The sequence below is a fragment of the Deltaproteobacteria bacterium genome (assembly GCA_016874755.1).
In the GTDB taxonomy this organism is placed as follows: Bacteria; Desulfobacterota; Binatia; order UBA9968; family UBA9968; genus DP-20.
Window position 1 is genome coordinate 47,161 of sequence record VGTH01000024.1, and the last position, 14,119, is coordinate 61,279.

At 59.6% G+C, this 14,119-nt stretch carries 11 protein-coding genes; 7 read left to right on the top strand and 4 right to left on the bottom strand.

Going from position 1 to position 14,119, the window contains the following annotated elements; genetic code table 11:
• The 4 genes from FJ145_15480 (at position 1) to FJ145_15495 (ending at position 5,285) form a co-directional block, all read left to right on the top strand.
• Positions 1–1,038, top strand: a complete 1,038-nt coding sequence (locus FJ145_15480) for a TAXI family TRAP transporter solute-binding subunit (protein ID MBM4262817.1) — start codon at positions 1–3, stop codon at positions 1,036–1,038.
• 37 nt (positions 1,039–1,075) lie between these two features.
• On the top strand, positions 1,076–2,110 hold the full coding sequence (locus tag FJ145_15485) for a TAXI family TRAP transporter solute-binding subunit (protein ID MBM4262818.1): 1,035 nt from the start codon (positions 1,076–1,078) through the stop codon (positions 2,108–2,110).
• 34 nt (positions 2,111–2,144) lie between these two features.
• Positions 2,145–3,194, top strand: coding sequence for a TAXI family TRAP transporter solute-binding subunit (locus tag FJ145_15490; protein ID MBM4262819.1), 1,050 nt, complete (start codon positions 2,145–2,147; stop codon positions 3,192–3,194).
• Positions 3,195–3,323: 129 nt separating this feature from the next.
• The gene (locus FJ145_15495; protein ID MBM4262820.1) at positions 3,324–5,285 is read left to right on the top strand and encodes a TRAP transporter fused permease subunit; all 1,962 of its coding nucleotides are present in this window, start codon (positions 3,324–3,326) and stop codon (positions 5,283–5,285) included.
• 20 nt (positions 5,286–5,305) lie between these two features.
• Here FJ145_15495 and FJ145_15500 read toward each other — a convergent pair whose 3' ends face one another.
• Both FJ145_15500 and FJ145_15505 read right to left on the bottom strand, forming a co-directional pair.
• Positions 5,306–6,364: a hypothetical protein gene (locus FJ145_15500; protein MBM4262821.1), complete on the bottom strand. Its 1,059-nt coding sequence runs from the start codon at positions 6,362–6,364 to the stop codon at positions 5,306–5,308.
• A 333-nt stretch (positions 6,365–6,697) separates the two neighbouring features.
• The gene (locus tag FJ145_15505; GenBank protein MBM4262822.1) at positions 6,698–7,678 is read right to left on the bottom strand and encodes an ABC transporter substrate-binding protein; all 981 of its coding nucleotides are present in this window, start codon (positions 7,676–7,678) and stop codon (positions 6,698–6,700) included.
• A 190-nt stretch (positions 7,679–7,868) separates the two neighbouring features.
• On the opposite strand from FJ145_15505, the gene ilvD reads away from it, so the two are divergent.
• From ilvD to FJ145_15520, 3 genes are all read left to right on the top strand, one after another.
• Complete coding sequence (gene ilvD / locus FJ145_15510; protein MBM4262823.1) at positions 7,869–9,542, top strand: dihydroxy-acid dehydratase; 1,674 nt, start codon at positions 7,869–7,871, stop codon at positions 9,540–9,542.
• Between the two features lie 119 nt (positions 9,543–9,661).
• Positions 9,662–9,940, top strand: a complete 279-nt coding sequence (locus FJ145_15515) for a hypothetical protein (GenBank protein ID MBM4262824.1) — start codon at positions 9,662–9,664, stop codon at positions 9,938–9,940.
• A gap of 155 nt (positions 9,941–10,095) precedes the next feature.
• Positions 10,096–11,175: an alpha-hydroxy-acid oxidizing protein gene (locus FJ145_15520; protein MBM4262825.1), complete on the top strand. Its 1,080-nt coding sequence runs from the start codon at positions 10,096–10,098 to the stop codon at positions 11,173–11,175.
• Between the two features lie 209 nt (positions 11,176–11,384).
• On the opposite strand, the gene FJ145_15525 is transcribed toward FJ145_15520, so the two are convergent.
• The gene (locus FJ145_15525; GenBank protein MBM4262826.1) at positions 11,385–13,190 is read right to left on the bottom strand and encodes an aldehyde ferredoxin oxidoreductase family protein; all 1,806 of its coding nucleotides are present in this window, start codon (positions 13,188–13,190) and stop codon (positions 11,385–11,387) included.
• Positions 13,191–13,193: 3 nt separating this feature from the next.
• Complete coding sequence (locus FJ145_15530) at positions 13,194–14,081, bottom strand: hypothetical protein (protein ID MBM4262827.1); 888 nt, start codon at positions 14,079–14,081, stop codon at positions 13,194–13,196.
• Positions 14,082–14,119 lie beyond the last annotated feature (38 nt).

Genomic DNA, 14,119 nt, shown 5'->3' on the forward strand with positions numbered 1-14,119 from the left:
ATGATGAGAAAGATTGGCTCGAGACGATCCCTTGCAGTCATAACGATTTCATTTTTCTTGTTGGCTCCAGTTCATTTCGCCAGTGCCAAGCTCGATTGCGGTCCAGCAGCGGCGGGCAACGATTTGCCGCGCACGGCCGCGATCGCCGCCAATCCGGCCGGCACGGGCGCCCACGCGCTCGCCTCAGGTTTGGCCGCCACGGCGAGCAAAGTGACCGGGGTCACGGTCAAAGTCCAACCTTATAATGGCCCCAACGCCTGGATGCCGCTGATGGAAAGCGGCGAGCTGGAGTTCGGCGTGTTGAACATCCTCGACGCCCAGATGGCCGCCAGCGGCACCGGCAACTATAAGAAAGCCTATCCGATGCTGCGCGTGGTGGCCGGCGGCGTCTTCCCGTTCACCGGCAGCATCATGGTGCGCGATAAGTCCGACATCAAACAATTGGCCGATCTCAAGGGCAAGCGCATGGGCTGGGACTACGGCGGCCATGCGGTGACGCAGACCTGGCTGCAGGCGATCATGGAAGTGGGTGGCTTGAAACCGACAGACGTGACCCAGTTCCGGGTTTCAACGGTCAATGACGCCATCCGGGCGCTGGTCGACGGCCGCGTCGACGCGACCTTTTCCGCCGTCGGCACCGGCACGAATGAGGAAGCCAACGCCCAAGAGCCGATTCGCTTTCTCGGCATTCAAAATGTCGAGGCGGCGAACAAGATACTCGGCCGCTATGGCGGTGCCGCAGTGAAAGCGATTCCGGCGGCGGGCATCCGCGGCGATATCAATGTCATCGGCTACGCGCTCCATATCGTCGGCTCGTCCAAGGTCAACGAACGCACGGTGACGGCCATCACCAAAGCATGGTGGGATAATATCGGCGAATTGCAGACAGTCCATCCGCTGTTCAAACAGTGGAACAAGGAGAATCAGGCGATCACCAACTTCACGATTCCTTACCATCCGGGGGCGGTGAAGTTTTATAAAGAAGCCGGTGTTTGGAGCGCCAAGCACGACGCCCGGACCAAAGAGATCTGCGGCTAGAAGAACTAGTGGGATGGAGTAAAGGAGTGTTGGAGTGATGCACGGCAAAACTCGCGCTAATATTTTTGCTCCGCTGCTGCTTCTCGCACAACTAATATTCGCGGCCGGCGCCGGCGCCAAAGTCGACTGCGGTCCGGTGACCAACAACAGTAACGATTTGGCGCGCAGCGTCGCCATCGGCACCAGCCCGGCGGGCACGGGGGCATTTTCCCTGGGCTCGGGCTTGGCCGCGGTGGCGAGTAAGGCAACCCCCATCATCGCCAAGGTGCAGCCCTATGCCGGCCCCAATACGTTTGTGCCGCTGCTCGAAAGCGGCGAAATCGAGTTCGGCATCATCAACATTCTCGATTCCTATATGGCGATGACCGGCACGGGGACCTACAAGCGTACTTTCCCTAGCCTGCGCGTCCTGACCGGCGGTGTGTTTCCGTTCACCGGCGGCATCATGGTGCGCGACAAATCGGATATTCGCCTGGTGAGCGATTTGAAGGGCAAGCGGCTGGCGTGGGATTTCGGCGGCCACGCGGTGGTCCAGGCATTGTTCAACGCGGCGCTGGAGACCGGCGGCATCAAAGGCTCGGATGTTTCCCAGGTGCGCGTGACGACCTCCAATGACGGCATCCGCGGCGTCGCCGAAGGCAAAGTGGACGCCACCTACGCATCGCTGGGCACCGGCCAGAACGAAGAAGCCAACGCCCAGGAGCCGATTCGCTTCCTGAGCATGCCAAACACCGAGGCTAACAATAAAATCCTCGGGCGTCTCGGCGCGTCGGTGGTGAAAGCCGAGCCGATGACCGGCATCCGCGGCGAGACTTTCATCGTCGGCTATCCGCTGCATATTCTCACCTCCACCAAGGTCAACGAGCGCACGGCCATGGCGGTGCTCAAAGCTTGGTGGGACAATCACGCCGAGCTGCAAACGATTCATCCGCTGTTCAAGCAGTTCACCAAGGACGTGCAGGCGATTACGAATTTCACGATTCCGTACCATTCGGGGGCGGTGAAGTTTTACAAAGAAGCCGGCGTCTGGGGCGCGAAGCATGACGCGCGGATGAAGGAGATTTGCAGTTGAAATGTCGAGAGCGATGGAAAGATAAGGAGTCGGTATGAAAGCAAAATTATTAGCGAACCTCGGCGTGATCCTGCTCGCGATGGCGTCATTCCTCTGGCCGCAGTGGAGCGTGACTGCGCTGGCGCAAACGAAAATCGCCTGCGGGCCGACGCTCAATACGAGTAGCGACCTGCCAAAAACCATTGCCATTGGGACCAATCTAGCTGGGACTGGGGCTCACGCATTGGGTTCCGGGCTGGCCGCGGTGGCGAGCAAGATCACGCCGATCATCGGCAAGGTGCAACCCTACAATGGCCCCAACGCTTGGATGCCGCTGATGGACAGCGGCGAGCTGGAATTCGGCATCATGAACATCATCGACGCCAAGATGGCGGCCACGGGCACCGGCAACTATAAGAAGGCCTATCCGACTCTCAGAGTCGCCACCGGCGGCATGTTTCCCTTCACCGGCAGCATGACGGTGCGCGATAAATCCGATATCAAGCAGATTGGCGATCTCAAAGGTAAACGGGTGGCGTGGGATTTCGGCGGCCATGCGATCACCCAGACCTGGCAAAGCGCGGCGCTGGAAACCGGCGGGATCAAAGCCAGTGACGTCGTACAGGTACGTTTCTCGAATCTTAACGATGCTCTGCGCGCCGTGCCGGAGGGCAAAGTGGACGCGTCCTTCAGCGCTATCGGCATCGGCATCGTCGAAGAAGCCAACGCAATGGAGCCGATTCGGTTTCTCAACATCCCGCCCAACGACAATTCCAACAGAATCCTCGCCCAATATGGCGGATCGGTGGTCAAATCGGATCCCGCCGCGGGTATCCGCGGCGACACCACTGTGATCGGCTACCCGCTCCATTTAGTCACATCGACGAAGCTAAGCGAAAGAACCGTCAGCACATTGGTAAAAGTCTGGTTGGATAATCTGGCGGAACTGCAAACGATCCATCCATTGTTCAAGAAGTGGACCAAGGAAAATCAGGTGATCGACAACTTCACGATTCCCTACCATCCTGGGGCCGTAAAATTCTACAAAGAGGCGGGCATGTGGTCAGCCAAGCATGACGCGCGCACCAAGGAGATTTGCAGCTGAGCGCAGGCTGGGTTCACCACGAAGGCGCGAAGTTCGCGAAGTCAAGAAAAGATTCACCTACTAAATATTCCGAACTTCGTGCTCTGCGTGCCATCGTGGTGAACGATTCCACGGCGCAAGGAAACTTCCATGGAAATCGAAGAGAATGTCCGCACCCGTGACTTGAGCGGCTTTGTCGAAGTCCTCGGGCGCTGTCTGTTGGTGGCGATCCCGCTGACGGGCATGTTTTTCCTGTTGAACCTGCCCCAATATCTAGGCTGGTTGGTTTTTAACGAACAGTATCTCGGGCTCTATCTGGGACTAGCGCTGTGCGCGACCTATCTCCTCGTACCGGCGGTGCCGCGCCCCAGCAAGAGGGTGCCCTGGTACGATGTCATTGCTTCCATCGCGGGTCTCGCGGTGGGGCTCTACGTTTTTATTTTTTACCCGGCAATCGTCAATTCGCTGGGGGAGATCTCCACCGAGCGGGTGATTCTCGGCATCGTTACGATTTTCCTGCTCGCCGAAGGCTCGCGCCGTTTGATCGGCTGGCCGCTGGTCATCATCGCCGGGTTTTTCTTCTTTTATGCACTGTTCGCCTATATCTTTCCGGGCGATTTCTACGGCAAGGGATGGTCGATCAGCCGGCTTGCCACCTATCTCTATCTCGACGCCAACGGCATCTTTGGCCAGGCGCTTCAGGTGGGCGCCAGCATCGTGGTTGTCTTCGTCATTTTCGGCGAAGTGCTGCATCGGGTCGGCGGCGCCGAATTTCTGAGCGATTTCGCCCTCGCGCTCATGGGCCGGTTTCGCGGCGGCCAGGCGAAGATCGCCATCGTGTCGTCGAGCCTATTTGGCAACATCAGTGGCAGCGCCGTGGCCAATGTGGTCGTCGACGGCGCGTTTACCATTCCGATGATGAAAAAAGCCGGCTATCCGCCGCCCCAGGCGGCCGCCGTGGAAGCGGTGGCGTCGACCGGCGGGCAGATTATGCCGCCAGTCATGGGCGCAGCGGCGTTCTTGATCGCCGAATACTTGCAAATGCCCTACGCCAGCGTGGCGCTCGCGGCGCTGGTGCCGGCGATTCTTTACTACGTTACCCTGTTCATCCAAGTCGATCTTTTGGCCGCGCGCAACGGCATCCGCGGCCTGCCGCGCGAAGAGGTGCCCGCGCTTCTGCCAGTGCTCAAGCGCTCGGCGAGCTTTGTCGTGCCGCTGGCGGTGCTGATCTTCTGGATGTTTTTCCTGAACCGCCGGCCGGAAGAGGCTGGACTTCTCGCCGCACTGGCGGCGTTGATCATTGGATTTTTCACGCCCGGCGTCAAAATCGGCTGGAGCGGCATATTTCAGATACTCATGAACGCCGGCCGCGGCATGTTGGAGATTGCCACGATCACCGGACTCGCCGGCGTGGTGATCGGCGTCTTGCAGCTGACCGGATTGGGTTTTACGCTGACGTTGACCTTGCTCAACCTCGGCCAGAGCAACGCGCTCCTCCTGCTCGTGCTCACGGCGGTCGTCAGCATCATCCTCGGCATGGGCATGCCGACCACCGCGGTCTACGTCTTGTTGGCAGTGTTGGTGGCGCCGGGGTTGGTGAAGCTCGGCATCGTGCCCATCGCCGCGCACCTATTCATCTTCTACTTTGGCATGTTGAGCATGGTGACACCGCCGGTGTGCATCGCCAGCTACGCCGCGGCCACCATCGGCAAAACCGATCCGGTGCAAACCGGCTGGCAGGCGATGAAGCTCTGCAGCATCGCCTACGTCGTGCCGTTCCTGTTTGTGTTTTCGCCGTCGCTGCTTTTGATCGGCCGCTGGTACGAAGTCGTGCTCTCGGTGGCAACCGCCATTGCCGGTTCCATCTTGCTCGGTGTCGGCATTGTTGGTTATCTATTTCGCCCGGTGCCGGCGCTGAAGCGGGCGCTGTTCCTGATCGCCGCGGTCGGATTATTGATTCCAGTCGTGCACACTGGCAAGTTCGCCATGCTCACCTGGGCAAGCAACGGCATCGGTTTCGCTCTCGCGTTAACACTTGTTTTCATCGAATGGGCGGCGCGCAGGCCGCAAGCGGCGATGTCGGTGACGGCGCGGACAGGCGCGGCGAAATAGCACGGCGCGAGCCGATCGATCTAGCGGGGGGCGGGAGCTGGCTTGGGGGCGTTCTCGTCGGCCGTCTTGGCGCTAAATATCATAACCACGCTCAGCGCCACCGTGCCGCGCTGCAGCGCCGGCAGCTGCCATTTTTGCATCTCGTCGACAATCAGTTTCTTGAAGCCGAAATCGATCAACGTCGCGCCGCTCTCGTAGATCTTGGTGATCTTGCCATTGCCGTCGCTCCACAAATCTACCGTCAAGTCTCCGGTCAAGCCGCTCACCTCGAGCATGCGTGCTTGATAGAGAGTCTTTAGCTCGGGCATTTTGCGCCCGATAAACTCGCGCAGCTTGCCGGCGCTGGCGGCATCGATATCGACGTCGTCGATTTTGGCGCTGAGTTCGCTCAGGGCGACCTCGGCCTGCGGCTGGGTGAGGCTGAGCGCGGGCGCGGCTGAGGGCTGAGCTTTTTCAACCGTCATGCTGTTTCTCCCCGAGGCGCCGCGCAGGGTAATGAACGCCACGATGGCGGCGATCAGCGCTAAACCCAAAATGAGCAGGCCAGGACGCGCGCCGATTTTCGAGTCGGCGGAGACCGCGATGAGTTGGCGCAGCCGAGCCGACCAGCCGCCTGCAAAAGCCGCTTCGAAAGGCTCGATCGAGACCTCCGCCGGTCCGCCGCTTCTGCGCGGCGATTCGTCGGGCATCTTGATCGCACCCGCGACCTCGTCGCGTGGCATCGCGGAGTCGAGCGTTTGGTTGAGCACGAGACGGCGCAGCAATCTCTGATAGCTCCACATTCGGCCATGATCCTGCTGCCGTTCCGCAGCGTCATAACAGACCATGAGTATTTTACGAACGATGCCGCGCTCGACTCCACTAAGATCGGTGTAATCGCGCAGATGCTCGACTTCGGCTTCGTGATCCGCTGGGCCGTCCAGGACGACTCTAATGAGCAGTTCGTAAAGCCGCGCGGTGCGGTCTAACGGATCGTCGCGCAACATATTGCCGGCGCGAGTGAGGGCCTCTTTGAAATCGCCGGCGCGACAAAACCGGTCGATTTGTTCATGCAGGGCGGATGCGTGTTCCGGGCTCATTGTGCCATCGCAGGGGGGGCTGCCTCGCCCATCGAGAAGCTATCGGTTGGCAAACAGAATACCAAGCCGTTGTCAGTGGAACGATGGCGAACGGAGAGATTGCCGCGCCGCGCCCGACCATGAAACTCAGAAGTTAAACCAGCCTGTCGAGTAGCCATGCCAGCGACCGTTTCTTGCAGTAGCTAGCGTACTTTCTAACAGCGAAGCTCGTGATGTCAAGAATGCTTGAAGAGTTACCGCGCGGCAGGGGATCGCCGTCGGCAAAGTGCGCCAAAAGGCGCCCTTCGCGAGTATCTTAGGGAGCCGCTGAGAGGGAGTGTGAGGCGAAACCGCTTAGTTGAGCTGCTTGAAGAAGCCTTCTTTGTCGAGCTCTTTCAAGAAGCTCGTGTCGACAAACTCCTCGGGCCGCTTGGATTTTGCCGCCGGCACGCGGCCCGCCACTTCGTTGATGGCGTTGCGCACGCCATCGAGACTGGGATAGGCGCCATAGTCCGTCACCTGCAAGAAGCTTCTGTAGCTTGCCTCAAGGATGTCCGGATCTTGAGTCTTCAAATGTTGTGTCATGGCATTTTTGGTGGCCTCAGGGTTCTTCTTTGCGAAGTGGACGCTTTCGATAAAGCCCTTGAGAAAGCGCTTGACCGTCTGCGGTTCGGCGCGAACGTATTTCTCCGTCGTCTCGACGATCAGTTGGGGATAGGGAATCTTGAGCGTGGCGATGTCGAGCAATATGTGGTGCCCCAATTTCTTCGCCTCGAAATCCAGCGGCGCCGAGAGTAGAGTTGCGTCGATGGAGCCGGCGGACAACGCTTGCACGCGGCTTGGCTGTGTACCGATCTGCAGCAGGGTTACGTCTTTGACAGGGTCGATGCCCTGTTTGCGCAACACCAAGCGCACCGCCGTGTCCGTGCCGGAGCCGAAACGGCTAATCGCGATCTTCTTGCCCTTTAGCTGCCCCCATTGGGTGATTTGTTTCGTCGTCACCAGGCTATAGGGCAGTGTATTGACCAGACAGGCCAGCATGATGGTGTCGGCGCCCTGGGTGCGCGACGCCACTGTGGTCGGGCCGGAGTTGAGCGCGATCTTGACCTCGCCTGAGCGCGCCACTTGCGCCAGCGTGCTGCCGGACTCGAAGACCGTGACTTTGGTCTCTAGGCCGTGCTTGCGCCACAAGCCGGCGTCATGGGCCAGATGGGCATAGGTCAGGCTGATCGCCGGGCCGGCGACACCAACGTTAAAAACCTTGTCCGATTGGGCAGCGGCCGGCGGCGCCGCCAGCAACAACCAGACACTGAGCAGCTTTAGTGGATGCTTCATTGTATATTTCACACCCGCCTGCGGCGGATGTTTCCTTTGCCTATTAGGTGTTGTTTGTAGCAAATTCGCTGCGTCGGGTCGAGAGCGTTTCGCGATAGGTGTGTACGAGTCAGGCGCCTTGAAAATAGTGCCCCGCCATAGTTTAGTGAGTTTCTCATCAATTCATCGACTAAATCAGGAGCTTTTTCTCATGGCTGATAATTTGAAACCGCGCAGCGGCGTCATCACCGATGGTCCCGATCGAGCGCCGACCCGAGCGATGCTGAAAGCGGCGGGTTTTTCCGACGATGACCTGCGCAAGCCGATCATCGGCGTGGCCAACACGTGGATCGAAATCGGGCCGTGCAATTTTCACCTGCGCCGGCTGGCCGCGAAAGTGAAAGAAGGCATCCGCGCGGCCGGCGCGACCCCGATGGAGTTCAATACCGTCTCGATCTCCGACGGCATCAGCATGGGCGTCGAAGGCATGAAGTGTTCGCTGATCAGCCGCGAGGTTATCGCCGATTCCATCGAATTGGTCGCGCGCGGCAACCACTTTGACGGGCTCGTCTGTTTGTCGGGCTGCGACAAGACTAATCCGGGCGTGGTGATGGCGCTGGCGCGCCTCGACATTCCCGGACTGGCACTCTACGGCGGTTCGATCGCGCCGGGGCATTTGGGCGAAAAGGATCTCACCATTCAAGATGTCTTCGAAGCGGTCGGTGCGTACGCGAGCAAGCGCATCGATGCCAATCAATTTCTCGCCGTGGAAAACGCCGCCTGCCCTGGCGCCGGTGCCTGCGGCGGCCAATTTACCGCCAATACCATGTCGACGGTGATGGAGTTTCTCGGCATCTCACCGATGGGCAGTAACGGCATTCCTGCCACCGTCTCCGAGAAAGACGACGCGGCGTTTAACGCTGGCAGACTGGTCGTCGAACTGCTGCGTCAAGACTTACGGCCATCGAAAATTCTGACCCGTAAAGCGATCGAGAACGCGATCGCATCCGTCGCCGCCACCGGCGGCTCGACCAACGCCGTGCTGCATTTGCTCGCAATCGCTCGCGAAGCGGGTGTGGACTTGAACATCGACGACTTCGATCGCATCAGCGAGAAAACGCCGCTGATTGCCGATTTGAAACCGGGCGGCCGCTTTGTCGCCAACGATCTCTACAAAGCCGGCGGCATTCAACTGGTGGCCAAACGGTTGATCGAGGCCGGTTTGATTCACGGCGATACGATCACCGTGACGGGAAAGACGCTGGCCGAAGCGGCGCAGATGACCAAAGAAGTCGCCGGCCAAGAAGTCGTGCGGGCGATGAATAGTCCCCTCAAAGCGACTGGCGGGTTGGTGATTCTCAAAGGCAATCTCGCGCCCGAAGGCTGCGTCGTCAAAGTCGCCGGCCACGAGCGCCTGCTGCACCGCGGCCCGGCGCGGGTGTTCGACCGCGAAGAAGATGCCTTTGCTGCCGTGCAAGCGGGCCAGATCAAAGACAACGACGTCGTGGTGATACGCTACGAAGGTCCGAAGGGCGGCCCGGGCATGCGCGAGATGCTCGGCGTCACTGCGGCGCTGGTCGGCGCCGGTTTGGGTGACTCCGTTGCGCTGCTCACAGACGGCAGATTTTCCGGCGCGACCCATGGTTTGATGGCGGGACACGTCGCGCCGGAAGCGGCCCATGGCGGGCCGATCGCCGCTGTGCGCGACGGCGATTCGATTGTCTTCGATATCAAAAAGCGCGAGCTCAACGTCGAGATTCCACAAGCCGAATTGCAAGCGCGCTTGAGCCAGTGGCGCGCACCGGCACCGCGTTACAAAACCGGCGTCATGGCGAAGTATGCCAAGCTGGTTTCGTCGGCTGCTGAGGGCGCAGTGACGCGCTAGCCGAGAGGAACCTCGCCGCGTTTGGCCGATCGCGGCTGCAGCCGGTGCGCTGTTTTGGGCCTTGCTATCGAACGCAAATCTGCTTAAACCAATAGCGATCTCTGTTCGTGAGGTAGGTCATGTCGTCCTGGGGATTGTTCGCTTTGGCACTGTTGATTGGAATCATTATCTCTGCGGCGGCAGCGTTTGTGATTTTTCGCATGCTCATCCAACAGACCAACGCCCGGGTGCTGCGTCTCGAGCGCGAACTGGCGCTGATTCGCGCCAGCGAAGACGACAAACAGCAGCGGCTCAATGAAATATTCCTCGCGGTGACGGGTCTGCACCGGTCGACCGAGGAACGCTTGAGCAGCATTCGCGAAAAGATCGAGCGATACTTTGCCACCAATAGCCACTGAGTCGGTATAACTTCCCGGCACCGCCTTGCCGGATTCGCAAGTTCTCTGAAATTCTGCCGCGAAATTTCCGCCGTTTTCTTTTGACAGCTCGCCACGCTCTTAGATAGTCTCGGGCGCAGTTTGCTACTTTCAACCCGCCAAGAGGAGTGTGTGTCATGGCTCTGGACTTTGTCACCAATCAAGAAGTCATCGTCGCGGCGCGCAAAATTCTGCCGCAGGACGTTTGGGACTATCTCAGCGGCGGCGCCGAATCGGAAACCACCATGCGGCGCAATCGCCTGGGCTTCGACTACCTGGCGCTGCGGCCGCGCATCTGCGTCGACGTTTCCAAGATCGATACGTCGACGACCTTTCTCGGCCAGAAACTCAGAATCCCGGTCATGCTCGCGCCGATGGGCTCGCTGCAATCGATCACGCCGGAAGGCGGCGTCGCGGTGGGCAAGGCGGCGGCGCAATTCGGCTCGATCAATTTCGTAAGCTCAGTGACCCAACCGACGTTGGAAGAGATCGCCGCGGCGACGACTACGCCGAAAATCTTTCAGCTCTATATTCGCGGCGGATTGGACTGGTGCAAACAGATGGTCGACCGCGCGCTCAAGGCCGGCTACATGGCGCTCTGTTTGACCGTCGACACGGCGCACTACAGCCGGCGCGAGCGGCAGATGATGAACCGCTGGCTGCCGCCGAGCAAACGGGTCGAGAACAACACACGGATTTTTCAAGCGATGCTCACCTGGGAGTTGATGGCGGCGATCAAAAAGCACGCCGGCGTGCCGCTGATTCTCAAAGGCGTGGGCACCGCGGAGGATGCGAAAATCGCCGTCGACCACGGCGTCGAAGTGGTTTACATCTCCAACCACGGCGGCCGCCAGTTGGACCATGGCCGCGGCACCATCGATATCGTTCCCGAAGTAGTCGATGCGGTCAACGGCAAGGCCGACGTCGTGCTCGACGGCGGCGTCATGCGCGGCACCGACATTCTCAAAGCCATCGCGCTCGGCTGCAAAGCGGTCACCATCGGCAAGCTGCAAGGCTGGGGCCTGGCCGCCGGGGCCGACGCCGGCGTCGTGCGCGTGCTCGAAATACTCGAAGAAGAGCTGATCATCGACATGGGGCTCTTGGGCGTGACGCGCATCGACCAGGTGAACTCGAACCATGTCTGTCAATCATACCCGGTCGCCTGGCCGCACGAGATGAGCGCGTTCCCCTATATGCCGGGCGGCCAGCTGCGCTGAAGTTGCGCGCTGTTTTAGTCGCCCGGAGATTGCCGGAGCCACACAGCTCAACCCGGACAACATTTCACCAGGACAGCGCCAGGCTTGGACCGCGAGTGCTTCGACAAAGCGGTCAACGACGGCAAAGGCCAGATGCCGCCCAGGGCGGGAGTGCTCAGCGAAGAGGAAATAGATCAGTTGTGGGTGTATGTTCGGTCGAGGATCGACGGTTAGAGTTGGGCCACCGCCTCAAGGCCTAGCGCCGCCAATTTTTCTGCGGGAATAAACCCATCGGCACGCCAACCCCGCGCTGAATAATAGCTCTGCACCATCTGGCGCAGTTCTTCAGCATCTAGCCCAATGCCTTGACCGACACCGCTGGGCAGCGCTTCGCTCAGCAAACGTTGCGGCAAACCATCGTCGCTCGGTTGCCAGCCTTCGCGAACGTTGAAAAGTTTTTTCAACGTGTGAATGCGTGTGCCGATCTGTTTGAGTTCGATAGCCGAAATGTCCCAGCCAGTGACTTTGCTGAGTAGCTCGGCGGCTTCGCCATAGAAATCATCGAAACATTTGCGCAGAAACTTGCAGACGATTAATGAATCGAGCACGGCGGCGAAATCTTCGGACTCAGCAACGATCCTTCCTCGGTTGGTATCAGCTTTGAAACGATCGACAGCTCCGGAGAAATCGGCTTCATAGGCGCCCGAGCGATTGTGACAGGCGCCGCGCGGACTGACCGCCAGGCCGAGCGCCATGCTCTTCAAGCTGCGCGGCTCGTAGCCGGGCAGCTCCAAGCCTTTCACATGCATGGCCCAGTAATCGCTGCCGTTGCCGAGGACCTGCGCGGCGCGCCGTGAACCCTCGGCGAGCAGCGTTCCTAGAGCGCGCCGCTCGGCAATCGCTTCGAGCGCCGCCAGCAGCGCCTCGGCGTTGCCAAAGCGCAGGCCGTTGAAGTCCGGCAACAGCCCTCTCTCGCCGCATTCCATCGCCCAGGCGAGCGTGCCGCCGGCGCTGATCGTGTCGAGACCGTAGCGGTCGCAGAGCTGCGCCGCCTGGAGCACGACGTTGGGATCTTCAATGCCGCACAGCGGGCCGAGCGCAAAAAGGGTCTCGTATTCGAGACGCTGCTCGTCGCCGTCGAGCGCTTTGAACAGGCGCTCGCATTGAATCGTGCAGGCCGCGCAGCCGTGGCGACGGCTAAAATTGTTTTCCGTCAGCGTCTCGCCGCTGAGCGCGTCGGCGTGATCAAAGGTCGATCGTTGAAAGTTGCGCGTCGGCAGCGTGCCGAGTTGGTTAAAAACCGATAAATTCGCCACCGTGCCGATCTCGCGATACTTGTCGGTGACCGAGCTAAGGCTGCGTGCGCGCAGAGCCTGGGCAATTTTCTCAACGCCCGAGGAATCGGCCACAGCGGTGCTGCGATCGCCGCATAGCGCGATCGCTTTTAGGTTCTTCGATCCCATCACGGCGCCGACGCCACCGCGGCCGGCGTGGCGGCCTTCGTTGCTGATGGTCGCGAAACGGACGAGATTTTCGCCGGCTTTGCCGATGGCGGCGATGCGAACGCTTGCGCCGCCCAGCTCGGCGCGAATGGCTGCTGCGGTATTAATGGGGCTCTTGCCAGCCAGTGTCTCTGCGCTGCGAAATGCGACGTTGTCGTTGTCAATAAAGAGATAAGCCGGTTTTTCCGCTCGTCCGGTGATGACGATGGCGTCAAAACCAAGCCGTTTTAGCTCTAACGCAAAATGGCTGGAAGAGAGCGAGTCGGCGATAAACCCAGTCAGCGGCGACTTGGTGACGACGGCATATTTCGCCGTGGTGGTAAGGCTGGTGCCGACTAGAGGAGCGCTCACGAATATTAACGGATTGTCTGGCGAGAACGGGTCGACGCCCGGTGGCGCGTATTCATAGAGGAGGCTCGTGCCCAGACCGATGCCGCCAACGAAAGCGCGCAAACGCGCTTCTTCGATGTCGCGCCGGACGATTCGTTGCGAGGTCAAATCGACATGCAGCAAGCGGCGGTGAAAGCCGTACATCGCTCAACCTCCGGCATCGGCGGAGAGTAAAAAAATCCTATCCCCGGAGTTGATTTTGGCGCTTGGGGATCGCTCGAAATGGAGGCCGTTGATGTTGCAGGTGTAGCCGGCGGTCAGACCGTTAGCACCGATGATTTTGCCGCGCAGCTCCGGCAAGCGTTCAGCCAGGGCGTTTAAAACATGTGAGAGTGTCGCATCGCGCGGCAATGAGAGTGCGACGTCTCTTCTCTTTGCGACCATGCGGGCCACGCCAAAGAGTTCCACGGAAACTGCGATTGGGTCGGTCATTCTTGATTCCCAGAGCTGCAGCGCGGCGTGGTATTCCTCGGGCGAGTTCATGTTGAGAAAGCTCAAGCCATCGGGGTCCAAGCGGCGGATTTCGTCTTCGTGAACTTTACGCGTACGAACTTTGTCGTACAGAAAAATCGGCCGCAGCTCGTTGCGGTCCAGTTGGTCTTTGAGCAACGGTGTGCAGCTCGTTCGATAAACCGCGTGCAGCGGCTGGTAGCGATCTTCCCAAAACGGTACCACGACGTCGAAGTTAGAGATTTGAGAGATCAGATTCGAGATCAAAGTAAGATTGAGAAACGGCGCATCACAGGATGTCACGAAACACACTTCTTTGGTTGAGGCGTTGAGTCCATGGTAGATGCCGCTCACAGGACCTTGGTAGGCGACGTCGTCGCGCACCACTAGAGCCGGTATTTTCGGCAGCTCTTGGTCCGGTGCTGCGACAACAACGGTTTCGGTGAACATTGTACTCAAATGTCGGAGGACATGCGTGATCAGTGGCTCGCCATCGAAAGGTAACAGCGCTTTGGGCCGGCCCATGCGCGAGCTTTTGCCGCCGACGAGAATAACAGCGGTGGCGTGATCGAGAACAGAAGCCATAAGACAGCGTAGGGTCGGCGCAGCGGCATAGTCAAGGC